The following is a 25,142-nucleotide window of genomic DNA, read 5'->3' as shown; positions in this document are numbered from 1 at the left end:
ATGATGGTGGCCTGTGTGTCGGAGGTTGGTTCGTGGTGCCGCGGGTGTTCGGGGACGTCACAACTCAGGCGATGCGCGCGGCCATCAGGGTCTCGAAGGTGTAGGGCCGCAGGCCATCGGTGCGGCCGGCGAAGTACCGCTGCTGGAGGTCTGCGCGTGTGGGGTGGTCCACGACTTTCAGCCCGCACCTGCCGACCAGCCTCTCGATCTCCGATACCGGCCAGCCAGGTTGAAGAGGCTCGCCGACAGCAGCCGCGATCGGTGTGTAGATACGGGCGTATTCCGTCCCCGCGTCGTCGAGCGCAGCGTCCTCGGCCAGGTAGGACAACACCACCTCGGACCCGGGCGCGGCCGCTGCGATCGTGTGCAACATCGACTCGATCGCCTGTGCCGTCAGATAGGGGGCGACGCCCGTCCAGCAGAACATCGCCGGCCGCGCCCAGTCGAATCCGGCCGCGCCCAGCGCATCCTGAACCGGTCCGGCCTCGAAATCGACCGGCACGAATACCTGCGAGGCGTTGAGCGGCAGGCCGAGCTCCCTGACCCGCTCGAGCTTCCAGGCCTGGGAGGCAGGGTGATCAACCTCGAACACCGTCAGCGAGCCGAGCAGATCCGGCCGCCGCCACGCGAACGAGTCGAGCCCCGCGCCGAGAATCACGTACTGCGTGAAGGCACCGGCAGCCAGCCGGTCCTCGGCGTACCGGCTGCGGGTGCAGACCGCCGCGCGGGCCTCGCGACGGACCGGGTCGGGGAACAGCGGATCGAACTGATCTCGCAGCTCCTGCCATACCGGGCCGACAAGCACCAGGGCCAGCACATCGTCCAGCACCCAGGGCGACGCCGTCTCCAGGCGAAACAATCCACGCGACACCGCCGCAAACATCGCCGTCCTGCTCGGCGCGCTTTCCATGCCTTCCTCCTTGCCGGCCAGAACCCAGCATGCCGGCCACACCCACCCACTCCGCGCACTTCACAGGATGCGCCTGAATCACCCTGACGGCCATAGCCAGACCGCCTGAACCCGCACCGATGAGCGTGAATGTCCGAGCCTGACCGTGGACACCCGTGCAGATTCGGGGCGGCCTCCTCGGTAGGCTCCGGGTTTGTCCGGATCACAGCCGAAACAAACCAGGATGGTGTGATGAAGCTGCCGGCTGGCGTGTCGGTAGCCATTGCCGAATGCTTGGCCATCGGTCCCGCCGATATTCTCGCAACGGCGCAGAAAGTCCGCGGGGAGACGACGATGAACGATCTTCTCGTCGAGCTCGAAGCTGCCGAACTCGTTACCACCTTCGAGTGGGATGAGGAACCCGATACGATCCGCGAGCAGCTCGAAGCCCTGCGGCCGTTCCCGTCAGCGATGTCGTGGCACTGGTATGACGACTTCCTGAACCGCGCAGAGGATTTTGACGCTGCAGAAGCCGTGGAGCATTTCCTCGGCCTGGTCGGCACGCACAGCCTGAAGTCGGGAACCGCGACCGTCTGGATCGATACCGGCAACGACTCCTACGCGATTGGCTTTGCCCGAAAGAACTCTCAGCAACTGAAGAATGCGCGTCCATGGGTCACCGTGGTTCGTCGCAGCACCATTGCCCACAGATTCGATCTGCGGCGGTTCGCTTCGCTGTTCCGCTGACCCGGTGCATCGCAATCCCACACCAAACAACGCACCATAATGCCGCATGTCGCGCTGGCCGAACCGGCCAGCGGGGGGCAGGACAAAGGTCAACGGGCCGAGCCGATCTGGCGCCGGACGAACGCAGCATGATGCCGATACCGAGTAGTTCCTGCTGATGATTCGGTTCGACTACGCACCGGGCCAAGGTTGACCCCAGCAACCGTCGTGAACTACATCCGCGATGTCACGCTGGCGCTGTTCGAAGCGGGCAGTGGGTTGTCCGGACGTACGGTGTCCCACGGTGATCGCGCCGATCGGGTCGTAACCACTCGGCACGTTGAACTCGGCGCGGAACCCCTCGAGATGCTCGGGCATGATCGCGAAGAAGCACGCCCCGAGACCTTCGTCCACCGCGGACAGCAACATCGCGAGTGTGGCCATGCCAGTATTGATATGCCAGTAGGGCACCGCCCAACGCGCCTCGGCCCGGTCGGTCCATCCTTTGTCCGCTTCGGTGTATCGGTCGAGGTAAGCGTCCTTGTTCGACATGGGGACCACGATCAGCGGTGCGTTCTGGATCGCGGGAATTGCACTGCAGCGCAGACATTTACGACTGATTCCAGTTAGATCTGGGCGGGGAGCGTCTGGCTGTCATCTCTGTCGCCGGCTACGCGTTGACCGCATCGCGGACAGGGACGTCGCCCTCCCGAATATCCGGCACCTGCAGGCCGGGAAGCAGTGACGCCACCGCAACAGGTTGCCCTGGCTCGCAACTCGTACCCGCCTATGAGCACACGGCCCGGCCGGCCCAGGTCACCTATTCCGGCGAGCCGTGCGTGTGATCTGGATGGCCTTAGCGAACGAGGCCACCGCCACGGTCAGGCATGCGACGGACGGGACAGAAGTCAGCCCGCTGGGTGGCACTTCGAAGGTGGAGAACAAGCTCAGCATTCCGGCCAGCGTCAACAGCGCCATGAATCCACCGACGACCAGTTGCGTACGTTCGTGGCGCTGACCGTCACTCGAGGAAGAAGAGTGAACCGCAGGTCCAGCGAACCTTCCGCTGGATCCCGGAGTCTGGGTCATACCGGCCCACCGCTCCTGTTCACCCGCGTGTGTGCCTGCGTCCGGGGCTGGTGTGCGAGCGAATGCGATTGCACCACTGGCGAATACGATGATAACTCCGCAACTCACGGCTATCCAGCTCGACAGCGGCAGGGAAACGGGCCGCTCGGCGACGCCGAGGATGGTGACCGAGAGGTCATCGGGGACTGTTACCGGCGCGAGTCCCTTCTCGATGGTCGTCTTCGCAGTGGCGGAATCGATTCCCGAATCCATGATCATCGGCAGGACTGCGGCGGTGCGGTCTTCTCGCAGCCATTCTCCCGTAGGCATCCCGACCGACCGCACTCCGGGCAGCTTGCCCAGTGCCAGATAGAGCGGGCCGATCTCCGACGGCTCGAGCATCCGAGCCGACGATGACTTCAGCAGGACAGCGACGTTCACATCCTGCGGAAACCCCTCGGCGGCCAGTTCGGAGGAAAGAGAGTCTCCTGATGCCGAACCCGCATCGCTCTGCGATAGTCCAATTCCTCCGCCTACGACCAACCCGATGCCGATCAACAGACCCAATACCGACAAGACCAAGCGCGCGTTCTTCACGAACCCCCCACAGTTGAATCATCACAAGAGCGTGCGGAGTCTAACTCTTGTCCCGATCACGAATTGACGTGCGAGCGCGAGGGTTCGAGCTGTTGCCGGAGTGGAGAACTAGCCTGCCCAGAACACCATGATGTCTTTGTCGGCGGTCTTCGCTGCGCGCATCCACTCGATGCGTGATTCGAGATTTTCGCGCACGTCCGCACGCAAGCCGGCACGCACCGCCGGATCCGAATTCTCCCACTGCTCGAGCTGGTCGGTGCACAGCTGCCTGCCCCAGCTGCCACCGTTGGCCCCGTCTGGTTCGGGCAGGCCATGGTTTGACGCGAAGCTGTAGAGCAGATCGATCCTGCTCTCGTCATCCATTCCCAACTTCCCGAACGCCTTGTCGAGCCTCTCCTGGAAGGAGTGGTGGAAGTCCTCTTCATCGATGTCCTCGCCGAAGTACGCGCAGATTCGCTCGCACGCCTGCAAGTAGGCGTATCCGCAGTCCTCGGTGTAAGGCCCGCCATTGATGACAGCACGCAACGCGCTCTTGGCATCGAGCGCCACGTCTCCGCACCCAAATATGCGCTCGCTGGCTTCCTCGGAATCATGCCAGTTCTTTGTGATCGCCTCGTACAGCGCCTCATCTTTCGAACCGATGGCGGCGTTGACGGTAGTGCGGTCGACCAAGTACACGGTCATGATGGAACTCATGGCGGCATCCTAAAACGACTGGCCGACATGGCAACACGGCCCAAGTGACGCCGGTGTAGCGCCAGATGAGTGCGTTTGTCGACTGCGCGGCGCGCGTTGTGGGCGTATGGTTCGGCGAATGACAGCAGTCCAGCCACCACGCCTGGCGGAGGCTCTCCCGGATCTTGCCAGTGAGGTCGCCGAGATCGTTTCCTGCACAACATATCCCGAGCAGTGACGGCATTCCGCCACCCGTGCAATCGTCCCAACCTCCTAGCCTGCTCCGGCTCGGCCGCCGAGAACCTGGATGCTCCTCGAAAGACCGCGCACGGCAAGTAAATCCGCAAGGCGGGAGAGGGCTACAGATCGTGCTCCTTGTAGGCGAGGAACTCGCCGAGGAGATCGAATAGAACCTCGAGCACGTGCGCTTCTTGCTCAGATGTCGGGGCCGTGACGAAGTCCCATTCCGGAATCGCGATCTGATTGATCAGTGCCCACCACGCGAGATTCCCGCCTTGGCACGGCCGATTCGCCAACAGCCACTCTTCGAAGCCTTCAAGGCTCAGCCCCCCAGGCCTTCGGGTGGCGAAGTCGTAGCCGTTGAGGAAGCCCACCACTCCGCGTAAGGAGGTGCGGCCGATGTACATCCCGGGTCGCTTGGCGAACAGCGCCAGATACTGGCGGTCAGTCAACTCGGTCACCACTACCTCGTCGGGACCATAGTGTGCCAGTGGGGCATCGGGTTCGCTCACTTATCTACCCCACCACAGTTGTGGCGGTTCCGATAATTCGGCCGAGCCGGGCAGGATCAGCGAGGATGCGGAGCGCCGAGTTGTCGCAGGAGAACCACTCGATCCACCGAGTCAAGTAATCGCCAACTTCGTAGCAGCCCTACTCGGGCGCTGACCCGCTGGGCCTGCAACACAGCTGACCTCCGGCGCCGACCTGCGGTCGCCCCAGGTTGGATCCCCTGTATTCGGCTACATGAGGGCGCGTTCGGAGCGCCCGGGTTAGCCGATCCGAACGCCCTCGTAACCGGCATGTGCGTGCGTTCCGAACTGGCTTCGCCACGAGGATGGCGTTGCGCCGCTCGGCATGGGAAACCTGCTGCGGATCCGGCACTACATGTCCGCGCGGGCGAGGGCCTCGGCTTCCATCGCGGCGATGAAGGCGGTGACGTCGGATCCGTAGATGCCCCAGCTGTTCACACCGCCGAGCTCGACTAGGCGAAGCACGCCGTCGGGGCCGACGCCGACATCGACGGTGACCATGGTGCAGCCGTGAGCGACTAGTCGCGCCGCCGCGGTTTCCGCGAAACTGCGAACGTGATCGGGGACGGGCAGATACGGCTCGATCGGATACGAACTTCCGCAGACGAAGCGGCCGTCGCGGCAGAAGCAGCGGTACTCGTACTCGAAGGGCACGACCTCGGACACGACAACCAGCTCGTCTCGGTACTGGTCGTAGGTCTCGAGCCAGTGCCCCAGGTCCGTGATGGCATGCACGCCTGCGGGAAACAGCTTGTAGTTCGTGTCGCTGCGGAGGAAGACCTGGTCGCTGTCGAACATCCGCCGCAGCGGTAGACCGGGAACCGCCGAGAACGGCACGAAGACCGCGGTGCGTCCCAGGAGCTCGTAGATGTGTCGGTAGTAGAACGAGCAGCGCAGCATCGTGTAGTCGTCGAAGACCGCTTCTCCGAGCCGCGGCACGCGACCGAGACTTCTCATCGTGGGCATGGTCCCGTACCCGACGACCGGGCGGCCGTCTTGGACAACGGGCCAGCGTCCGGTCAGCGCATCCCGCGAGTGAACAATCAGGGCATCGTCGAGCGCCGCCGCGACGAGAGCGGAGCCGGGGAATTCCTCATCGAGATCGATGAGCCATTGCGGTCGCATGGCACGATGCTATTCGCGCAGAGCGCGGCAATCAGGTTGAGCAGTCAGTGATTCGGTACGACGACCACGCCGGTCAGCGGACGGCTGGACACAATTGCGGTCAGCCACACCGACACCCTCCACTCGGCAGTTCAGTACGCTCGGTCAGCCGCGGTCTGACCGCGCCCAACGGCCTTGTAGCGGCACGAAAGTGCGTTCGGCACAGGCATGAACTCATCCAGCAGGTAAGGATGGTCGTATGCGTGATCCACTCAGACTGCTCGTTGGTGACCACTACGATTCCGGTATTCAGCGTTGGCCCGGATCGGAGCTTGTCCTCACCACCGCTGGCGGGCTGTTCCTCATGAGTGTCAACGCTCCGACAGCTGCGCAGATCGCGGAGTTCAGCGCCTCAGCAATGCAATTCGCTTGGTACGACGCACGTCATCATGGCATCTTGTGCTACCGGTTCGGGTAAAGCCCTTGGCAGCATTATGCTTTCAACCCGCACGAGGACACCCCGCCTGGAACTGTGGCCGGTCTGCCTGCAATCGAACCCGGGCAGACCCAGGCATTCTCTCTTGGCCTGGCCGAGGCCGACCGCACAACAGTGCTGGCCGTGCGGAAGGTTCAGTGGCCAGAACATTTCGTCAGCGCTGTCCGAACGACCGTGGCCCGACTGGTTGCACAATCATCCGACAAGATCGGTCGGATCGATGAAAACAACGAATTCCATCTCTTCGTAGGCAGCGAGAGGATTGCCCGTCGTGCCGGTGTGCGGTGTCGCAGCAGTTGAAGTCGACAACCCTTTGCGTTCCGCCGACCGTGTTCGGGGACCAGGCAGCGTCGGGGGTCTCGATCACCGACGTTCGTGGCCGTCGTACGGCCTGAATGAGGCCGATGGAGCGCCGGAATGGCGACTGGAAAGAATCATTCGGTGGTAATCATGGGTCAGAATGTCGCCATGCGTTTTCCTGGGGAGTATCCGTTCCGTGGTCAGATGGTCTGGCTCACAGCCGATCAAGGCGGTCGCTCATCGGGGCCTCCTGAGACACCAGCCGGCCATGACTACGCGACAACGGCGTTCGTCCCTCCTCACAGCGCAGAGGGACTGGCATCTTGGGGAATGCGGGTTGAGGATCGCTCGGCATGGCGATCACCTGCCAGCGCCGGATGGCTGATTGTTGAGAACACCGGTGCTTACACGGTCGAGGCTGGTTCCGTCGTCGTTGTCACCGAAGGCCCGTGCCGGGTTGTTGGCTATTTCCACGTCGACGAAGTGACCGATAGCTCGGCAACTCAGCTTTGATCGACGACATAGGATGCCTGATGCATTGGAACGCTCGCCCAGCAACATTAGGGTGCGGACGGTTCAAGGCAGTCTATGGGCGATCCAAGCGCTGAATGCCATCCAAGCCGAAATGGGTTGCAGCCTCCATGCGGCCATCGATGAGTTCGAGCTCCGCTATGACCTCGTCCAGTTCAGTAGGCTGCCGACCATGAGTCCTCTCTGGCGCGGGGCAACCCGGATATTTCTGCGCAGCGGCGTGATTTTCGGCATCGTCATGGCGCTCTACCTGGGATTGATCTCCGGCTCTGTGTGGGGTGGGGTGATCTCCGGATTGATCGGTGGGCTGTTGTTCGGTGCCATCATCACGGGGCTGTCCATTATGCGGGCACGGCGCGATGGCACCGGCCACGAGCTCGGAGCCGATGTGCGCCAGCAGGTTTCGATCGAGGTGGAGCGGCCCGCCGGGGAGGTGTTCGCGGTGGCCGAACGGGTGCTGGCCGAGGTGCCGGCGACTATCACCCAGCGCGATCCCGCCGCTGGTGTACTCACCGCGCGTACGAAGATGTCATGGCTGAGCTGGGGTGAGAACCTGCGGGTGGTGGTGTCCGAGCGGCTCGACGGCAGCACCGTGGAGGTCTCCAGTCGTCCGCGCCTTCCGATCACGACCGTCGACTACGGTCGCAATCTCCAGAATGTGCGGTCGATCGTGCGGGCGCTGACCGCACCGGCGTAGTGGCCAACCGTGGTCAGGAGCCCCCTCGCACTGGCGATACGCCGCTCATGGGTACATAGGCGGTCGTGACGGCGACGGCGACCCAACTCGATGCCTTCCTCGCTGAGGGCGAGACAGCGACGTAGAACGTTCGGTTCTGCCATACAACGCCGATCGAATCCGCCAGGCGAGGGAGAAATCTAGATAGGCCATCCTGGATGGATGGATTCGGATGGGCTTGTAGCGATCGAGTTGTCGAACGACGAGCGTGAGGTGCTGCGCCACGGGCTGGGAGAGTGGGGCGGCCCGGCTCATTGCAGCGACGCGCTCGCGGTCGCGATGGACTTCCAGAGCGTGACGGACCTGCACGAGCAAAGGCGCCGACTGCGCTCGGCGTTGATCGCGAACCAGCCACTGAGCGCTCGAGATTGGCGTCGAATCCTGGTGGCAACCGAATTCGTCTTCACCAGCGATGTATTCGGTTCCGGAGTGGATTGGCCGATCACCACGGGCTACTCGGACGAGCGGACCATCGCGATTCTTCGGGCCCTGCAGAGGACGCTGGGCGCCGCACTACGTCAAGCCTTGTACGGCCAACGCTGACAGTACTCGGGCAGGAATTTCGAAGTTGGGTTGGTGGGCACGAATCAGGGGATTCTGTCAGAGGTCGCGCAGACTGAGCCAGCGAAGTGCACGACGACAGAAGAGCAATGGGCAGAGCCCTTTCGGGTGGCGGACCGAACGCCGGGAAGATACGGATAGTCGGCCGACCGCCTCCGCGTCTTGCGAGCCAACGGTGAGCTCGGGCCCTCGGCCGAATGCGCTGCAGCAAGTCATGTACGCATCGCGAATTGGAGGCCGGGGCAACCTGTGCCGGTTGGCCTGCTCGTCCCCGATCTACAGGGTATCGGATTCGGCGCATCCGCTTCGACATGTGCATGAGTCCGCGAGAAGCCATCGAAGCCGGGCCGGAGTTCGACCGAGCCCGAGTCGGTGCGCGTTGGATGCCTCCTTGGAGCGTCTTCACTTCCGCGAATGAGGCTGCCTCGCCCATCGCTTCCCCTAAGGGGGTCAACGGAATGCACTACATTGCCGCGCCTCGCCCGATTCTGGAGGCTCGCGGCCGCCGAACTGGTTGTCGTTGCTGGTGGTGACGTCGGAGGACTTTCTTGACGGTGGTGTCGCCGATGGTGCTGTCGACGCCGACCACGCGGGGCCAGGCTTCGCCGTCCCGCCAGCCGCAGGCGGGGCCGCCGGATTGACCGGGGGTGAAGTCCTTGGTGTGGCCCAGGACGTAGCCGGTATGACCGGAGGCCGTTGTTCTCGAGAGCGGGGCGTTCGATGACTTACCCCGCCGGCCGCAGGTCGCCACGTCGGCTGTGGCCTCTCTCGCTAATCGAGGAAGTAGGCGTCGACCTTCTCATCGGAATCCAGGATCTCGTTCGAAGCCACGCCGAGCTCCATTGCTAGCTCAACTGATCCGACGAGCGCGACCTGCACGTCGGGCGAGAAGGCTCGTTCGAGCAGTCCGAGATAGTCCGACATGCTCTGGTCCAGCTTGTCCAGTATCGCCTGGTACTCGGTGGCGAGTTGCTCGTCGAGTGTGCGCTGCTCGTCGAGGTAACGCTCGATCAGCGCCGCCTCTCGTTTCGTCAACGATGATGCGACGGCCTTGTACATCACAGTGCCGACCGCGGTGCCGATGACGGCGCCGAGAATGGGAATGGGGATGGTCGCTTGGCCAACGAAAGCGGACAGCGCGTGTACTGCGGCCTCCAAGGTGATGAGCTCGGAGGTTTCGATGAACTCGAGTTCGTCGATTTCATTGCGGCGGAGCTTGTTCGCTTGCTCGGCGATGCTGAAGGATGTGGTGACGATCGAGCTGGCGACGGCTGCGGAGGTCGCGGTGAGATTCGTGAGCGCGTAGATGCTCAGTCCTCGGATGCCGCCCTTGCCGAAACCTGAGCCGGTCTCGCCTGCGATGTCGATCCAATCACGCTCGCTGAACTCATTGAGCCGCTTGCCTTCCCGGCGCTTGGCGACCACGGCCAGTACGAATGTGGTCCCGCCCGCGGTCGCGGCGGCCGTGAGTGCGGCCGTGCCTCCTTCTCGCAGCGTCGGTAGGCTGCGCTGGTGGGCGTCGTCGCGCAGGGACCGGTCCGTGGCGCGGAGCGAGTCCTTTTCCGCCGCCATGGTCGAGGTGTAGACACCGCGCTGCACCTCGTTGTACTCGAGCGTCGAGGGCTCGAGCGATTCGAACCCGACCGATCCGTCTTGGAAGAACACCTGGACCCGCTGCCAATCATTGAGGGAAGGTCCGTCGCTGCTGCGTGACAGCAGCTTGCTCGCTTCCTCGGGTGACATGGCATGTAGCCGCTGGATCACCTCGAAGTGATCACGGGGGATCTGGTATTTCCCACCGTTGCGCACGTATTCGGGATACTTCTGGAGGTGCTCGGCGATCGCGCCCAGCGAGAAGCGGCCACCCGCTGCAACGAACTTCTGCTGGATCTCGACACTTCCGCGCATCAGGTCGACGGGTCCGTTGTCGTTGACCCACTGGTAGACGGCCTCGTGGCCGAGGATCTGCTGTCGTGCGTTGCCGATCCCGACCTCGGCGATCTCGGCGATGAAGCCGTGCATGCCATGCTGTCCGCCGCGGTTGGCGGTGACCACCTCGCGGTCGATCTTCTTGACGGCTTCATCGACACTGGCGAGCGCATCCCGAAGGTGCTCGTCCCGCTGGCTGAGTGCGCTCAGAAGGTTGTCTACGCGGAGTTGGTTGAGGTAGCTCACCCAGGAAGCAACGGCCTGCTCCTGGATGTTCGTGACGAACTCGGCAGCGTCACTCACTATCGGCATCCTGTTCGATGCGCATGCTCAGCATCGTCGCGCACGACTTCGTGTTGTTCACCAACGCAGCGAGTGTCGACCGCTCGGCAGGGGCGAGCGTGTGGAAATCGGCGCGGAAGTGCACCAGCGCTTCGCCGTAACTCTTTACCAACCCTTCGCGGAGCAAGGTCGTCCGCTGAAGGAGATCGTCGATCTGAGCATCCATGCCTTGGACGAGGGTGGTGTTGCGCTTTATCGCAGTGAGCGCTTCGTGCTTCGCCTCTCGATTCTCGAACTTCTTCTTCGCGAACAGAGCGATCGACGCGAGAAGGGTTGCGCCCGCGATGGTCCAGCCGATCGGGCCGGCCAGCGCGAGCAGTGTGGTGCCTGTCGCAGTGCCGCCGCCACCGGCGGCCAGCGCGCCGCCACCGAGCCACGCCAGTGCTGCCTGGCTGGCTGCTGCCCCGGATAGGGTCGAGATCGCGGTGCCGGTCGAAGCCGTCCCGAAGGTCGTGGCGACCCACATCGCCGCCGACGGTGCCAGGCTCGCTACCGCTGTGCCCGCCGCGAACCCGGCGCCGGCACCGGCAGCCGACAACCGTGCCGCTTCCAGCTCTTTCTGAGCGAAATCCTCCGCGTGCAGGAACCGTTTCCGATGTACCTCGATCTCGTCGAAGTCGGTGTCGAATGATTTCGGGGTGTTGGCGATGCTGTTCACCAACTGCTCGACCAGCTCGATCAGGTCCGTCGAACGTTCGCGCTGACGCAACAGAGACAGGCCCCTGTCGGCCATCGCTGTGAAGGCGCCGTTGTATTCCGCTACGGCCACTTCGTAGGGGTCCGGCCCTTTCGCAGTCAGCTTCTCGACCCTGCCTCTGGCAGCATCCTTGATGTTGCCGACCTGCCCGGCGAACTGAGATGAAGCGGTTCGCGCCGCCTTGCCGATACTGTCGACGGTCCTGCCGATGCCCTCCTTGGCGTTGCCTACGTCGAGCTGTTCTACCATCGCACCCCTCCAAGACCGTTGCGGCTCAACAACGTAACGGAGAATAGCGACCACATGCGACAGATTGGACGGGATGCACAATCTGATCCACCGAGGGGCGGCCCTCGGGTGTCCAGAGCGGCCGAGTTTCGAGGTCAACTCTGAGGATTTGGACTGAAAATGCCCCAGCACCCGCCTCCGGGCACCTCTCGACCGAACTCGCCGGTACCGTCAACGACCGTGCAACGCCGTCGGGCGGGTGCCTATGACGTTGCGCAATAGATGCATTGGGACCCCAAAGGATCAGCAGTTGAAGCTTTCTCGGAGTGGACGTATTGCCGTGGCGGCGCTGGCTGCAGTGACCGCGTTCGGGCTGTCGGCGTGTGGCGGCGGCGACAAGGAGACCGCCAAGCCGGCTAAGCCTTCGAGTTCGAAAACTACGGCCAGCCAAAGCTATCCGTCGGCGCCGACTGCCGCCGATCTGAACAGCGCAATGCAGAAGGTGCTGGATCCGAACGTTCCGGACTCCGAGAAGCTGGATCTGATGCAAGGCATGCAGGCTGATCCGAGTCTGCCCTCGCGAATCATCGAGGCCTACAAGCAGAACAATGCCTCCATCACCGTCACCAACGTGACGGACCTGGGAAACGGCACCCTCACTGCGGACGCGCAAGCAGCGATCAACGGCGGTGCGGCGCAGCAGGCGGTCGTGCCGTTCGTGGCCGAGGACGGCAAATGGAAAGTGCAGAAGGAATGGATCTGCAACATCTTGGCGTTGGGCAGCCAGACCTCGCCCGCCTGCAGCTGATTCGAAGGCCCCATCGTCGGGTGGCGAAGTGTTACCAGGTGAACCAGTCGGGATGCTTCTCTGCTTCGGTCCGGAGCTTGTCGAGCCGGTGAGCGAATAGGTGTGTACCGACGCCGTTGTGGCCCATCGGGCTGGGGCTGCCGATTTGTGGGCTGCCGCACAACTCGCGCGCTCCACCTCGGTACCGCTGTCGGTGGTCCGTCGACGGGCGATGGGGCGGTTCCACGACAGCAGCAAGAGGTGGTCAGGGGTGGGGATGGCTGGGGCCGTGCCTCGACGCATTCCGCTCGGCCGCTCGGCAGATGCCCGGAGCTGAGCCCGGGGAATACCGGGCGGCGGTCGGTGGGTTGCGGAAGTCGTGTGCGGAATCGTAGAGAGTTCGTAGACGGCGGGGGGATACCCCAAGGAAGCCCAGGTCAACGATGGGATAGGCTTTATCGGTCATGAAGTCGGCTTTCCCGGGTCCGGTCGGTGCCCAGACGGTCTACCTCGATCACGCGGCCACGACACCTATGTTCCCGGTCGCTGTCGAGGCGATGTGTGCTGCGCTGGGGACGGTGGGGAATGCGTCGTCGCTGCACGGGTCGGGGCGGGCGGCTCGGCGGGCGCTGGAGGAGGCGCGGGAGTCGATTGCGGCGGGGCTGGGGGCGCGGCCTTCGGAGGTTATTTTCACTTCGGGGGGGACCGAGAGTGACAATCTCGCTGTCAAGGGGATCTACTGGGCGCGGCGGGACGCCGATGCGAAGCGGAACCGGATTCTGGCGAGTGCGGTGGAGCATCATGCGGTGATCGACACCGTGGAGTGGCTGGAGCAGCACGAGGGGGCGCGGGTCACCTGGTTGGAGACGGACACCGAGGGTGTCGTCTCGCCGCGGACTCTGCGGGCGGCGCTGGCCGAGTGTGCCGACGAGGTTGCGCTGGTGAGCATCATGTGGGCCAACAATGAGGTCGGCACGGTGCAGCCGATCAGCGAGCTCGCGGCGGTGGCACAGGAATTCGACGTTCCCATGCACAGTGACGCGGTGCAGGCCGCGGCGCAGCTGCCCATCGACTTCGGGGCCAGCGGGCTGGCGGCGGCCAGTTTCGCGGGGCACAAGGTCGGCGGGCCGCACGGGGTCGGGGTGCTGCTGCTGGGGCGGCAGGTGGCGGCGGTGCCGCTGCTGCACGGGGGCGGGCACGAGCGGGATCTGCGGTCGGGGACCTCGGATGTGCCGGGGGCCATCGGGCTGGCCGCGGCCGTGCGCGAGACCGTAGCCGGATTGCCCGCGCGCACAGCGGAATTGACGCGCCTGCGGGATCGGCTCATCGACGGCGTGCGGGAACTGGTGCCCGATGCCGTGCTCAATGGCGCGACCGGGGAGCGACGGCTGCCGGGCAACGCCCACTTCACGTTCCCCGGCTGCGAAGGCGATTCGCTGCTCATGCTGCTGGACGCGGCCGGGATCGAATGCTCGACCGGATCGGCCTGCAATGCCGGTGTCGCCGGACCCTCCCATGTGCTGCTGGCCATGGGCGTGGAGCCGCGGCTGGCGCGCGGGTCGCTGCGATTCTCATTGGGACACAACTCGACCGACGCCGATATCGATGCCCTGCTGGCCGCGCTGCCGCAGGTGGTGGAGCGGGCGAAAGCGGCCGGACTGGCCGGAGCGAAGGGAGGCTTCTAGATGCGTGTACTTGCCGCGATGAGTGGTGGCGTGGATTCCGCGGTGGCGGCCGCCCGCGCCGTGGAGGCCGGACACGAGGTGGTCGGCGTGCACCTGGCGCTGTCGCCCACCCCGGGCACGCTGCGCACCGGATCCCGGGGCTGCTGCTCCAAGGAAGACGCCGGCGATGCCCGCCGTGCCGCCGACGTGCTCGGAATCCCTTTCTACGTCTGGGATTTCGCCGATCGGTTCAAGGAAGACGTGATCGACGACTTCGTCGCCGCGTACGCCGCCGGTGAGACCCCGAACCCCTGCCTGCGCTGCAACGAGAAGATCAAGTTCTCGGCCCTGGCCGACCGCGCCGTGGCCCTGGGCTTCGACGCCGTGGTCACCGGCCACTACGCCCGGCTCGAGGACGGCGTCCTGCGCCGCGCCGTCGATGCCGACAAGGACCAGTCCTACGTGCTCGCCGTGCTCAATGCCGAGCAGTTGAAGCGCGCCATGTTCCCGGTCGGCGACACCCCCAAGCCGCAGATCCGCGAGGAGGCCGCCGCCCGCGGCCTGGCCGTGGCGAACAAGCCCGACTCGCACGACATCTGCTTCATCCCGTCCGGTGACACCCAGGCCTTCCTGGGCGCGAAGATCGGCATCCGACCGGGTGCGGTCATCGATGCCGACGGCACCAAGCTCGCCGATCACAAGGGCGTGCACGAGTTCACCATCGGCCAGCGCAAGGGGCTGGGCCTGCCCGGTCCGGCCGCCGACGGCCAGCCGCGCTATGTCACCGGCATCGACGCCGACTCCGGGACCGTGCACGTCGGCTCGGCCAAGGACCTCGAGGTCTGGACGGTCCTCGCCGACCGCGCCATCTGGACCTCCGGCGTCACGCCCACCGAGCCGGTGGAATGCGTGGCCCAGGTTCGCGCCCACGGCGGCACCGCTCCCGCGGTCGCCGAGGCCGTCGGCGACGGACTGGTCGTCCGCCTCCGCGAGCCCCTCACCGGCGTCGCGCGCGGCCAGGCCGTGGTCCTCTACCGTCCCGACGAGGCCGGCGACGAGGTCCTCGGCAGCGGCACCATCTCCGGCACCGAGCGCGAACTCCACGCGTACGCAACCGAAGCGGTAGCGGACGCCACCCGGTGACCGACCACCCCAACTTCCTGGACGTGCGATCACCGGGAACTGGTGGCGGCATTCGTCGAGTAGGTCCCGCCACCAGTTCCCGGTCGGCGTTGTTTCACAGTGGAGATGCCCGAGCCGGCGCGGGAATTCGGCGGGCGAGAGGGATGCGGGGTGGCGTGGATGACTGACGGTGACACTGGGATCGGTGTGCTGCGGGGCGGGATCGCCACCGGAGTCGGGTCCTGGCCCGGGACCGATGTGCGGGAGGCCGCGGCCACCGTGGTCGGCGAGCTGGGGGATCTGCCCCACCTTGTCGAATTGCCCGGGCGCGGAGTGGGTTCCGACATGGTCGGACGGGCCTCTGCGCTGCTGGTGGACATGCAGTTCGACAGCACCACACGGGGTTATCGGCTCGCGGTGCGGCCGGGGGCGGTCGCGCGGCGTGCACACGATCTGCTGCGGACCGATCTCGATGCCCTCGAAGAGGCCTGGGAGATCGCCGGTTTCGCGGGCTCGGGTCGGCCGGTCAAATTGCAGGCCGTCGGACCGCTGACGCTCGCGGCGGAGGTGGAGCTGCCGCTCGGCCACCGCGTGCTCACCGATTCCGGCGCCCTGCGCGATCTTTCGGAATCCCTCGCCGAGGGCCTCGCCAACCACGCGGCCGAGCTCGGCAAGCGCCTGGGGGCGGAGGTGCTCGTCCAGCTGGACGAGCCGCTGCTGACCGCGATCCTGGACGGTTCCCTGCGCGGTGTCAGCGTTCTGAACACGGTGCGCGCCATGCCCGAACCCGAAGCGCTGCACGTTCTCGACACGGTCATCACCGCCCAGCCCGGCCCGGTCCTGGTGCACTCGTGCGCCGAACCGCCTGCCCTCGGCTTCCTGCGCAAGAGCGCCGCCGCCGCGGTTGGATTCGATATGGCCACCATCGGCACCGGCGATCTCGACCGCATCGGCGAATTGCTCGATGACGGCAAGTATCTGGCCGTCGGCCTGGTGCCGACCGCTGCGCCGAGCAAGCCGGTCACCTGGCGGGAGATCGCCGAACCCGGTGTGCGCCTGATGGATCGCCTCGGTTTCCGCCGCCGCTTGCTGGCCGAGCAGATCATCGTCGCCCCGGCCTGTGGTCTCTCGGGCGCTCCGCTGTCCTGGGCTCGCAAAGCCCTGACCCTGGCCTCCGAAACCGCCCGAGCCTACGGTGACGAACCCGAATCGCTCACCTTCGACTGAGAATTCGGTAAACCCTTACGGTTGCTCACGAATTTGGGTCTAGCGTCGGTTCCGGCTCGGGGAGTCGCCGAGCCGGAACGGACTCGAACGGGGAGCAATCGATGACCGGAAACCGACCGCAAGCACCCATCGCCGGCGTGGCCATGACCGCCATCGGGGTGGCCGTCATCCGGGCGCGCGAATCCGAACGCGCCGACCGGCTGTACGACGATCCGCTGGCGCGAGTATTCGCCGATGCGGCCGCGCGGAGCTTCGACCCGGCGCGCTGGCAGCGGCTGGAAGCGCTCGCAGATCAGTTCTACGAGGGCCGCAGTGTCGGAGTTCGGCTGGTCGATGACGGGGTGCGGGCCGCGCTCGACGCGGGTTGCCGCCAGATCGTGCTCATCGGCGCCGGATTGGATACCCGTGCGTTCCGGATGGAATGGCCGGAGGGCGTGCGGCTGTTCGAGATCGACTTGCCGGAGTTGTTCGCGTTCAAGGAACCGGTGCTCGAGCAGGCCGGTGCGACGCCACGCTGCGAGCGCCGGGTCATCGCGGCCGACCTGCGGGGTGACTGGCCGAAACAGTTGGTGGCGAACGGTTTCCGTGCCGACGAACCCACCCACTGGATCGACGAGGGTGTGCTGGGCTACCTGAACGAGGACGCCCGCGGCGTGGTCGAAAAGATCACCGAAATCGCCGCCCCGAGAAGCCGTTTCGGTTTCGGCCGGTTCGCGGTAGACGCGAACAGCGGCCCCTACACCGAACTGCGCCGCATGGTGGCCGGCGATACCGCGCAGCCACAGTCACCGGTCGGTCTGGGCCCCGACGCCGAGCAATGGCTCACCGAAATCGGCTGGGACACCGAATTCCACAGCTGGGATGACCTTGTCGCGCCATACGGCAGACCGGTCGCCGTGAACGACCCGGCAGTCGGCATGATCCGCGCGATCCGCCGCTGAGCCCCGAGCACGAGACTCCGCCGCGTCGCCGAGCCCGACTCCGGCCGCGTCGCCGCGTTGGGCGATGCGGCGCATCTGTGTAGGCGGCTTGGGCGGGACCCGGTGCCGAGCAGTGGCTCGCCGGAATCCGGTCGCACCACTCAGCGAGCGTCGCCGTCGGCGACCCTCGCGTGGGCATGATCCGCGCGGTCCGATGTTGGGGGGAGTTGATCGACGGCAGGCGGTGTGTCGCGGAGAGTCCGTGTGATGCGGGCTGCTGCGCGATGGGGCGCGCGCCACCATCACCAGCTGGTTACCCGATGAAGCCATTCGCCGTGAGGGCCTGGCCGTCGCACGCGAGGGGCCCTGGCGCGGGCGGAGGTGGTGCGCGCGCGGGCACGCCGAACGGATGTCGCGCTGGGCCGGGATGTCGGACGGCCAACGGCGGTGCGGCCGAAAGGCTGTGCGGTGGCGGGTCGTGCCCGCACCACGCCTCGGCGAGCTGGGCTGCAGTCTTGCGCGGTTTTCCGGGTGGAGCTGTCCGGACTGTCGCCGGGGAAGCGCCGCTGCTGTCGCGAGGTGTTCAGACGGCGAGGGGTTGCGAGCCTGGGATGGGTTGTGCCGGTGGGTCGTAGGCGCGCCAGGCTTCGGCGAGCCGGACCGCGGTTTTGCGCAGGTCTTGTTCCGAGGCGACGAAGCTGAGGCGGATGTGGTCGTGGCTGTTGCCGGAGGGGTCCAGGCCGGCGCCGGGGAGGATGGCTACGCCGTGGCGGAGGGCGCGCTGGGCGAAGGAGGTGCCGTCGCCGTGGGGGAGGCGGATCCAGAGGGTTTGGCCGCCGGGGGCTTCGGGGATGTGCCAGTCGGGGAGGTGGCGGTGGAGTTCGGTGCGGAGGAGGTCGTGGGCTGCCTTGCGCTGGTGGGCGATTCGGTCGCGGAGGAGGTCCAGTTGGGGGAGGAGGTGGACGGCGGCGAGCTGGGCGGGGATATTGCCGCCGAGGTCGTGGACGGCGCGGAGGCGGGCGATGCGGTCGATGACGGGGAGGGGGGCGCGGAGCCAGCCGACTCGCATTCCGCCCCAGATGATTTTGCTGAGGGAGCCTACGGAGATGACCTCGTCGCTGTAGGCGGCCAGGGGTGGCGGGGTTTCGATGCCGGGGAAGGACAGTTCGGCGAGGACCTCGTCATCGATGAGGGGGGTTCCGGAGGCGGCCGCGGAGTGGACGAGGGCGCGGCGATGGGAGGCGGAAAGGATTGCGCCGGTGGGGTTGTGGTGGGTCGCTATCACGTAGGCGAGGGGTGCGGGCGGGATTTTTCCGAGGCCGATGGGGGCGGGGACGGGGATGGCGGCGGCGTCGCGGAAGGCCTCCAAGGATCCGGGGTAGGTGGGGGTTTCGACGAGGATGCGGTCGCCGGGGCGCAGATAGGCGTGGGCGATGAGGGACAGGGCCTGCTGGCCGCCGCCGGTGACCAGGATCCGGGCCGGGTCGGTGGGGACGCCGCGGCGGGCGTAGCGGTCGGCGATGGCCTTGCGCAGCAAGGGATGTCCGGCGGGGTGGTAGCCGATATCGCCGGTGAGGGCGGCCAGGTCGGGGACGATGCGCTGATAGGCCTCGGCCACTTCCGGCGGCGGTGTGCCGGGGGCCGCGCAGGCCAGGGCGATGATGTCGGCGTCGGGTTCCAGGAGTTGCAGGAAGGCGGGGGAGTGGGTGGTGTCGCGCAGCGGTTCGGAACCCGTGCCGGCGACTCGCGTCCCGCTGCCCTGACGGCGCACCAGCCGGCCTTCGACGCTGAGCAGGTCGTAGGCGGCGACCACGGTATTGCGGCCCACGGCAAGGGCTTTCGCGAGGGCGCGGTCGGGCGGCAGCGGGGTGCCGGGCGGTAGTTCGCCGTCGTCGATCAGGGTGCGCAGGCGGGCGGACAGCAGGGCGTACAGCGGCCCCCGGCCCGCGGACCAGCGGCCCAGGCGATCGGCCAGTTCGATTGGCTCCATATCAGAACCAATTCTGCCGAATTGGCTCTGGGATGGCCAGGGGGAGCCCGCGACGATGAAGGCATGAGCAAGGTTTCCATCACCGATACCGTCGCCGCGCTGCCCGGCCCGTGGCAGCAGCGCGAACTCGCCCTCGTCAATGACACCGTGGTGCGGGTCGCCCAGTTGCACGGGGAATTCCCGTGGCATCACCACGACGAGGACGAGCTGTTCCTGTGCTGGGACGGGACATTCCGGATCGAGCTGGACGATCGGGATCCGGTGACGCTGCGGCCCGGCGAAATCTTCGTGGTGCCCAAGGGTGTCCGGCACCGGCCCGTCGCCGAGGAACCCGCGCACGCGCTGCTGGTCGAGCGGCCGGAGACCAAGCAGTTCGGCAACTGAACGCCCGGCGGCTCTGCCACTGAACGCCCGGCGGCTCCGCAACCGGATGCCCGGCGGCTCCGCAACCGGATGCCCGGCGGCGACGGCCCGGTGTCGTCGCCGCCGGATGTTCTTACTGCTCGGGCGGTTCGGGCAGCGTATCCCCGGTCTCCAGCAGGGTTTTCAGATTCGCCAGGATGGCGGGCCAGCCCTCGCGGATGCCGGCCAGCATGCGGCTGTCCGGGCCGAAGCCGTCGTGCACGACGGTGAGCTTCACCATCTCGCCGAGCTGCTCGATATCGAAGGTGACCTTGGAGCGCGGCTCGGTGGACAGCTTCTCGAAATCATCCTCGCTGAAGCCGAACTGCTCGGTGAAGGCGCGGTCCACCGAATGCCAGGTGTAGGACAGCCGGCGGAAGGGATCCGACTCCAGGATGACCTGTTCGGGATCCTTGCCGACCCAGCCGGATTGCTCCCATGTCATGGCCGAACCGGTCTTCCAGTCGGTGTCGAAGGTCGCGCCCCAGTACCGCTTGGTGAAGGCGGGCTCGGTCAGGGCCTGCCACAACTTCTCGGGCGTGGTTTTGATGTATGTGGTGTAGACGAATTCGTCGCTCATGGTCGCGCTCTCCAATGCGGATTTGAGGTCGGCGAGTGCGCGCACCCGCCCGCGGTCGTATCGATTGATCCAGCGGTCGGCGATGGCATTGACGGGTTCGGCATTGAGGTAGTGCAGTTTCTCGCGGCCCTGCCGTCGCGTGGTCACCAGGTTGGCCGCTGCCAGCACGGCCAGGTGTTTGCTGACGGCCTGACGGGTCATATCGAGCCCGGCGCACAGGTCGCGCAGCGTCTGGCCGTTCCGCTCGTTCAGGCTGTCGAGCAGTCGACGGCGGCTGGGATCGGCCAGCGCCTTGAAGACCTCGTCCATCGAACCCCTCACCCGTACACCTTCGCCATAGGCAACCCTGTGGTTGCGCATCCGAGAATAGGCAACCGCGAGGTTGCCTGTCAACCGTGGGTGTCCGATAGGTGCGAATCGCTTTCCGGCCCGCCGACCGGCAATATGTGCAGGGTGTTGCGTAGTTTTCAGGTGACGAATCACCGCTCACTCGCCGAGTCGCAGGAGTTGCGCCTCACCCGTGGCAACGGGCCCATTGCCACCCCCGTCACCGCCGTCTACGGCGCCGCCGCCACCGGTAAGTCCGGCCTGGTCGACGCCCTGGACCGAATGCGCGACGCCGTGCTCAACTCGGTCACCGGCTGGGACCCCTACAGCGGTCCGGTGCGCACCCCGCACCTCGGATTCGCGGACCGCCCTTCGGAATTCGTCGCCCACTTCGTGGCCGAGGGCTGCCCGTACACCTACGGCTTCCGCCTCGACAATGCCGATGTGCAAGCGGAATGGCTGCATTCGCACCCGCACAACCGCAAGCGCATCGTCTTCGAACGGGCCGGTGACGATATCCGCATCGGGCCCATGTTCGAGGCCGCTCGCTACGGCCTGGGTGCGGTCGTACCCCTGGTGCGCCCGAATGCCCTGCTGCTCAGCCTGTCCGGCCAGCTCTACGCCGAACCCCTGGTGCCCGCCTACCGCTGGTTCCAGTCCCTGCTGGAAGTCCAAGTGGGCCAGCCCGATCCGCAGGAGATCGCGCACCGCGTCGGCTCGCACATCTCCCGCTCCACCGATCACGCCATGCGCCTGCTGACCCTGCTGCGCGCCGCGGACCTCGGCATCACCGATCTGCTGCTGCCCGGCGACGACCCCATGTACGCCGACTACCTACGCGACCTCGACACCGATATCGCCGCCACCACAAAGGAAATCGACGCCTGCATCACCTCGGGCAGCTATGCCGAGGAGCTGTTCCTGGAACACGGCATCACCGTCACGCTGCTGCAGCGCGAGCTGTCCAATCTCTACTCCGCGCGCGACGCCCTCTACTCCCGCATGGTCGCCCGCCGCGGCGTCGGCCTGGGCCTGACCCACGAGGGCATCGACACCGCCTTCGATATCGCCGACGAATCCACCGCCACCCTGGCCATGCTGCGGCTGCTGCCGCCCATGCTCGACGCCCTGGACGCCGGCGGCGTCTTCGCCGTGGACGATATCGACGCGCATCTGACGCCCGAGGCGGCCGACAGCCTGATCCAGCTGTTCCAGAACCCCGAAACCAATATGCACGGGGCGCAATTGATGTTCACCACGGCCAACCGCACCCTCATCGACCGCGGCAACGGCCGCTCGCAGTCCAAGCGGACCACGGTCTGGCAGCTGCGCCGCACCCCGACCGGCACGTCTGAGCTCACGCCGCAGTGACGCTTAGCATGGGCTCATGATGGAGTTCGCGTTCATCCTGTTGATCGGCGGCGCGCTGGTGGCGACGATCCTGCTGTACCGGCGGGGCCGCAGCGGTGCGCCGATCGCCGCACCGGAGTCCGGCACGCTGTACGTGACCGGGGTGAGCCCGCGGCCGAACGCGGTCGGCGAGCAGTACGTCACCATCAGCGGAAGCATTTCGGGGCCGTCGCTGGTCGCGCACGAGGTGTACGGCCGGTTCGCCTGGGATGTGAATCAGTGGCCGTCGGTGGGCGATCAGATCCCGGTGGTGTATCCGGCGGGCAAGCCGGACAACTGGGCCATCGATCACCCCGGCTCACGCCCGTATTTCGGTACGCGGGAACGCGATCAACGCAAGGAACTCTGAACCGGTCAGGGGAGTGCGCCGTAGGCGCGTGTCGGCGTGACGCGGAGTACGACGCGGCGATCGGCGACCATGGCGCGGCGATAGTCGTCCCAGTCCGGGTGTTCACCGGACAGCGCGCGGTAGTAGGCGATCAACTCCTCCACGGTGGCGTCGGACGGATCGGCCGCCACGGGGGAGAGGTCGGCCTCGCCCTCGATCACGGCGTAGGACCAGAAGTCGGGTGCGCTGACGTGCAATGCCGTCCAGGGGTTGCGCGACAGGTTGGCGTATTTCGCGCGATCGGCCGTGATGGAGATGCGGATCAGCCCGTCGTCCGCCACCCAATGATTCACATTGGACTGCTGCGGCAGCCCGTTGCGGCGCAGGGTGGTGAGGACGGAGTTCTGGTTGGAGCGGGCGAAATCCACCGCTTTGGCGAGATCCATATGGGGTGGAACCCGAAGGGCCGGAGCGCTGTTCCCTGGATCACAAAAATCTGGTCCCACTGCCTGCGACGTGCGGGAATGTCACGCAATCGTGTCGGTGGGACCCGCTAGTCTCCTTGTGTGAGCGAATCGGGCATCGAGATCAATGCGGCATCCGGGGCGGAGCAGGCTGCGGCGAGCGGCGACGAACGCGTGCAGTGGCAGCGACTGGCGGAGGAGGTGCGCGACCACCAGTTCCGGTACTACGTGCGCGATGCGCCGATCATCTCGGACGGCGAATTCGACGAATTGTTCGGGCGGCTGGTGGCGCTCGAAGAGGCGCATCCGGATCTGCGCACCCCCGATTCGCCGACCCAGGTCGTGGGCGGCGGTTTCACCACCGAGTTTGCGCCGGTGGACCATCTGGAGCGGATGTACTCGCTGGACAATGTGTTCAACGAGGAGGAGATGCGGGCGTGGATCGCGCGCGTCGAGGCCGAGACCGGGACGGGCACGCACTACGTGTGCGAGGTGAAGATCGACGGCGTCGCGCTCAATCTCGTCTACGAAGAGGGCAAGCTGGTGCGCGGCGCGACGCGCGGCGACGGGCGCACGGGTGAGGACGTCACGCTGAATGCCCGCACCATCGAGGACATTCCGCACGAGCTGACCGGAACCGACGAGTTCCCGGTGCCGCGGCTGCTGGAGGTGCGCGGCGAGGCGTTCATGACCCTCGCCGACTTCGAGCACCTCAATGCCTCGATCGTCGCGGAAGGCAAAGCGCCGTACGCGAATCCACGCAATACCGCGGCCGGCTCACTGCGGCAGAAGGATCCGGCGGTGACGGCGCGGCGGCGGCTGAAGATGATCTGCCACGGCTTCGGGCGGCTGGAAGGATTCGCGCCGAAATCGCAGTACGAGGCGTACCGGGCGCTGGCGGCGTGGGGGCTGCCCGTTTCGGCGCACACGGTGCAGGTGCAGGGCGCGGATGCCGTCGTGGATCGCATCAAGTACTGGGGCGAGCACCGCCACGATATCGAGCACGAGATCGACGGCCAGGTCATCAAGGTCGACGATTTCGCCTTGCAGCGGCGGCTGGGCGCGACCTCGCGCGCGCCGCGCTGGGCCATCGCGTACAAGTACCCGCCGGAGGAGGCCACCACCAAGCTGCTCGACATTCAGGTGAATGTCGGTCGCACCGGCCGGGTTACGCCGTTCGCGGTCATGGCCCCGGTCACCGTGGCGGGCTCCACCGTGGCCATGGCTACCCTGCACAATGCCGCCGAGGTCGAGCGCAAGGGCGTTCTCATCGGCGACACCGTCACCATCCGCAAGGCCGGTGACGTGATCCCGGAGGTGCTCGGCCCGGTGGTGGACGCGCGCACCGGCGACGAACGCGAGTTCGTCATGCCCACGCACTGCCCGGAGTGCGGTACCGAACTCGCCCCGGAGAAGGAGGGCGACGCCGATATCCGCTGTCCCAATCAGCGGTTCTGCCCGGCGCAGTTGCGGGAGCGCGTCTTTCACGTGGCCGGTCGCGGTGCGTTCGATATCGAGGCGCTGGGCTATCAGGCCGCCATCGATCTGCTGAAGTCCGGGGCCATCGGCGATGAGGGCGATCTGTTCGCCCTCGACGAGAAGAAGCTGCTCGGCACAACGCTGTTCACCAACAAGTCCGGCACCCTGTCGGCGAACGGCAACCGGCTGCTCACGAATCTCGAAGCGGCCAAGGATCGTCCGCTGTGGCGCGTGCTGGTCGGGTTGTCCATCCGGCACGTCGGTCCGACCGCCGCCCGCGCGCTGGCCTCGGAATTCCGCAGTATGGACCGCATTCAGGAAGCCTCGGTGGAGGAACTGGCCGCCACCGACGGCGTCGGCCCGACCATTGCCGCGGCGCTGAGCGAATGGCTCACCGTGCCATGGCATCTCGACATCATCGACAAATGGCGCGCGGCCGGGGTCCGGATGGAGGACGAGGCCGACGAGTCCATCGAGCGCAATCTCGAGGGCCTGTCCATCGTGGTGACCGGGTCGCTGCAGGACTTCACCCGCGACGGCGCCAAGGAGGCCATCCTGGTGCGCGGTGGCAAGGCTTCCGGATCGGTGTCCAAGAAGACCGCTTTCGTGGTCATCGGCGACGCGCCCGGTTCCAAGGCCGCCAAGGCCGAGGAGCTCGGCGTGCCGATCCTGGACGAGGACGGTTTCAAGCGCCTGCTCGAAGGCGGACCCGAGGCCGTCACGCCCCCGGCCGAGTGAGCCGGATGCGGATCCGGAAATACTGAGACGGCGACGCCGGTGCGGAATATCGCAC

General features: G+C 66.1%; 24 protein-coding genes. 13 read left to right on the top strand and 11 right to left on the bottom strand.

Annotated features, from left to right (window positions below; genetic code table 11):
• Window positions 1–64: 64 nt before the first annotated feature.
• A complete protein-coding gene (locus ACFVIV_RS23770) occupies window positions 65–910 on the bottom strand; it encodes a class I SAM-dependent methyltransferase (protein WP_379199753.1) in 846 nt (281 codons plus the stop codon).
• A gap of 231 nt (window positions 911–1,141) precedes the next feature.
• Between ACFVIV_RS23770 and ACFVIV_RS23765 the strand changes: the two genes are divergently transcribed.
• Window positions 1,142–1,636, top strand: coding sequence for a hypothetical protein (locus tag ACFVIV_RS23765; protein WP_379199751.1), 495 nt, complete (start codon window positions 1,142–1,144; stop codon window positions 1,634–1,636).
• A gap of 171 nt (window positions 1,637–1,807) precedes the next feature.
• On the opposite strand, the gene ACFVIV_RS23760 is transcribed toward ACFVIV_RS23765, so the two are convergent.
• The 5 genes from ACFVIV_RS23760 to ACFVIV_RS23740 form a co-directional block, all read right to left on the bottom strand.
• Window positions 1,808–2,197 carry a nitroreductase family protein gene (locus ACFVIV_RS23760; protein WP_379200013.1) on the bottom strand — a complete coding sequence of 130 codons (390 nt, stop codon included), beginning with the start codon at window positions 2,195–2,197 and terminating at the stop codon, window positions 1,808–1,810.
• A 234-nt stretch (window positions 2,198–2,431) separates the two neighbouring features.
• On the bottom strand, window positions 2,432–3,280 hold the full coding sequence (locus tag ACFVIV_RS23755; protein WP_379199749.1) for a hypothetical protein: 849 nt from the start codon (window positions 3,278–3,280) through the stop codon (window positions 2,432–2,434).
• A 108-nt stretch (window positions 3,281–3,388) separates the two neighbouring features.
• Window positions 3,389–3,976 carry a hypothetical protein gene (locus ACFVIV_RS23750; RefSeq protein ID WP_379199747.1) on the bottom strand — a complete coding sequence of 196 codons (588 nt, stop codon included), beginning with the start codon at window positions 3,974–3,976 and terminating at the stop codon, window positions 3,389–3,391.
• 338 nt (window positions 3,977–4,314) lie between these two features.
• Entirely contained in the window at window positions 4,315–4,707 is a 393-nt protein-coding gene (locus ACFVIV_RS23745) for a hypothetical protein (RefSeq protein ID WP_379199746.1), read from the bottom strand.
• Window positions 4,708–5,076: 369 nt separating this feature from the next.
• A complete protein-coding gene (locus tag ACFVIV_RS23740; RefSeq protein ID WP_379199742.1) occupies window positions 5,077–5,850 on the bottom strand; it encodes an ATP-grasp domain-containing protein in 774 nt (257 codons plus the stop codon).
• Between the two features lie 892 nt (window positions 5,851–6,742).
• On the opposite strand from ACFVIV_RS23740, the gene ACFVIV_RS23735 reads away from it, so the two are divergent.
• The 3 genes from ACFVIV_RS23735 to ACFVIV_RS23725 all read left to right on the top strand — a co-directional run bounded on the left by ACFVIV_RS23735 (window position 6,743) and on the right by ACFVIV_RS23725 (window position 8,435).
• Complete coding sequence (locus ACFVIV_RS23735; RefSeq protein ID WP_379199740.1) at window positions 6,743–7,138, top strand: hypothetical protein; 396 nt, start codon at window positions 6,743–6,745, stop codon at window positions 7,136–7,138.
• Between the two features lie 52 nt (window positions 7,139–7,190).
• On the top strand, window positions 7,191–7,853 hold the full coding sequence (locus ACFVIV_RS23730; protein WP_379199738.1) for a hypothetical protein: 663 nt from the start codon (window positions 7,191–7,193) through the stop codon (window positions 7,851–7,853).
• A gap of 201 nt (window positions 7,854–8,054) precedes the next feature.
• On the top strand, window positions 8,055–8,435 hold the full coding sequence (locus tag ACFVIV_RS23725) for a hypothetical protein (protein WP_379199737.1): 381 nt from the start codon (window positions 8,055–8,057) through the stop codon (window positions 8,433–8,435).
• A 789-nt stretch (window positions 8,436–9,224) separates the two neighbouring features.
• Here ACFVIV_RS23725 and ACFVIV_RS23720 read toward each other — a convergent pair.
• Both ACFVIV_RS23720 and ACFVIV_RS23715 read right to left on the bottom strand, forming a co-directional pair.
• Window positions 9,225–10,685, bottom strand: a complete 1,461-nt coding sequence (locus ACFVIV_RS23720; RefSeq protein ID WP_379199735.1) for a hypothetical protein — start codon at window positions 10,683–10,685, stop codon at window positions 9,225–9,227.
• Window positions 10,678–11,670 carry a hypothetical protein gene (locus ACFVIV_RS23715; RefSeq protein ID WP_379199734.1) on the bottom strand — a complete coding sequence of 331 codons (993 nt, stop codon included), beginning with the start codon at window positions 11,668–11,670 and terminating at the stop codon, window positions 10,678–10,680. Before ACFVIV_RS23715 ends, ACFVIV_RS23720 begins: the two co-directional genes overlap by 8 nt.
• A gap of 289 nt (window positions 11,671–11,959) precedes the next feature.
• Between ACFVIV_RS23715 and ACFVIV_RS23710 the strand changes: the two genes are divergently transcribed.
• The 5 genes from ACFVIV_RS23710 to ACFVIV_RS23690 all read left to right on the top strand — a co-directional run bounded on the left by ACFVIV_RS23710 (window position 11,960) and on the right by ACFVIV_RS23690 (window position 17,390).
• Window positions 11,960–12,457 (top strand): hypothetical protein, encoded by a 498-nt coding sequence (locus ACFVIV_RS23710; RefSeq protein WP_379199732.1) that lies wholly within the window; start codon window positions 11,960–11,962, stop codon window positions 12,455–12,457.
• Window positions 12,458–12,900: 443 nt separating this feature from the next.
• Window positions 12,901–14,121, top strand: a complete 1,221-nt coding sequence (locus ACFVIV_RS23705; protein ID WP_379199731.1) for a cysteine desulfurase family protein — start codon at window positions 12,901–12,903, stop codon at window positions 14,119–14,121.
• Window positions 14,122–15,243: a tRNA 2-thiouridine(34) synthase MnmA gene (gene mnmA, locus ACFVIV_RS23700; RefSeq protein ID WP_379199729.1), complete on the top strand. Its 1,122-nt coding sequence runs from the start codon at window positions 14,122–14,124 to the stop codon at window positions 15,241–15,243.
• A 159-nt stretch (window positions 15,244–15,402) separates the two neighbouring features.
• On the top strand, window positions 15,403–16,449 hold the full coding sequence (locus ACFVIV_RS23695; RefSeq protein WP_379199727.1) for a methionine synthase: 1,047 nt from the start codon (window positions 15,403–15,405) through the stop codon (window positions 16,447–16,449).
• A 101-nt stretch (window positions 16,450–16,550) separates the two neighbouring features.
• Window positions 16,551–17,390, top strand: a complete 840-nt coding sequence (locus ACFVIV_RS23690; protein WP_379199725.1) for an SAM-dependent methyltransferase — start codon at window positions 16,551–16,553, stop codon at window positions 17,388–17,390.
• Window positions 17,391–17,952: 562 nt separating this feature from the next.
• On the opposite strand, the gene ACFVIV_RS23685 is transcribed toward ACFVIV_RS23690, so the two are convergent.
• Window positions 17,953–19,359 (bottom strand): PLP-dependent aminotransferase family protein, encoded by a 1,407-nt coding sequence (locus tag ACFVIV_RS23685; RefSeq protein WP_379199723.1) that lies wholly within the window; start codon window positions 19,357–19,359, stop codon window positions 17,953–17,955.
• A gap of 63 nt (window positions 19,360–19,422) precedes the next feature.
• Between ACFVIV_RS23685 and ACFVIV_RS23680 the strand changes: the two genes are divergently transcribed.
• Window positions 19,423–19,743 (top strand): cupin domain-containing protein, encoded by a 321-nt coding sequence (locus ACFVIV_RS23680; protein WP_379199722.1) that lies wholly within the window; start codon window positions 19,423–19,425, stop codon window positions 19,741–19,743.
• Window positions 19,744–19,855: 112 nt separating this feature from the next.
• Here the strand turns inward: ACFVIV_RS23680 and ACFVIV_RS23675 are convergent, their stop codons facing one another.
• Window positions 19,856–20,650, bottom strand: a complete 795-nt coding sequence (locus ACFVIV_RS23675; protein ID WP_379200012.1) for an ArsR/SmtB family transcription factor — start codon at window positions 20,648–20,650, stop codon at window positions 19,856–19,858.
• Window positions 20,651–20,812: 162 nt separating this feature from the next.
• Here ACFVIV_RS23675 and ACFVIV_RS23670 point away from each other — a divergent pair, with 162 nt between their 5' ends.
• Together ACFVIV_RS23670 and ACFVIV_RS23665 are read left to right on the top strand one after the other, a co-directional pair.
• The gene (locus ACFVIV_RS23670; protein ID WP_379199720.1) at window positions 20,813–22,039 is read left to right on the top strand and encodes an ATP/GTP-binding protein; all 1,227 of its coding nucleotides are present in this window, start codon (window positions 20,813–20,815) and stop codon (window positions 22,037–22,039) included.
• A 16-nt stretch (window positions 22,040–22,055) separates the two neighbouring features.
• A complete protein-coding gene (locus tag ACFVIV_RS23665; RefSeq protein ID WP_379199718.1) occupies window positions 22,056–22,427 on the top strand; it encodes a hypothetical protein in 372 nt (123 codons plus the stop codon).
• Window positions 22,428–22,432: 5 nt separating this feature from the next.
• Here ACFVIV_RS23665 and ACFVIV_RS23660 read toward each other — a convergent pair whose 3' ends face one another.
• A complete protein-coding gene (locus tag ACFVIV_RS23660; RefSeq protein ID WP_379199716.1) occupies window positions 22,433–22,852 on the bottom strand; it encodes a PPOX class F420-dependent oxidoreductase in 420 nt (139 codons plus the stop codon).
• A 141-nt stretch (window positions 22,853–22,993) separates the two neighbouring features.
• Between ACFVIV_RS23660 and ligA the strand changes: the two genes are divergently transcribed.
• Window positions 22,994–25,087 (top strand): NAD-dependent DNA ligase LigA, encoded by a 2,094-nt coding sequence (ligA, locus tag ACFVIV_RS23655; protein WP_379200011.1) that lies wholly within the window; start codon window positions 22,994–22,996, stop codon window positions 25,085–25,087.
• Window positions 25,088–25,142 lie beyond the last annotated feature (55 nt).

This window comes from Nocardia sp. NPDC127526 (assembly GCF_042672265.1).
Taxonomy (GTDB): domain Bacteria; phylum Actinomycetota; class Actinomycetes; order Mycobacteriales; family Mycobacteriaceae; genus Nocardia.
The sequence above is the reverse complement of the archived record's forward strand: the minus strand, read 5'-3'. Positions and strand labels throughout refer to the sequence as shown.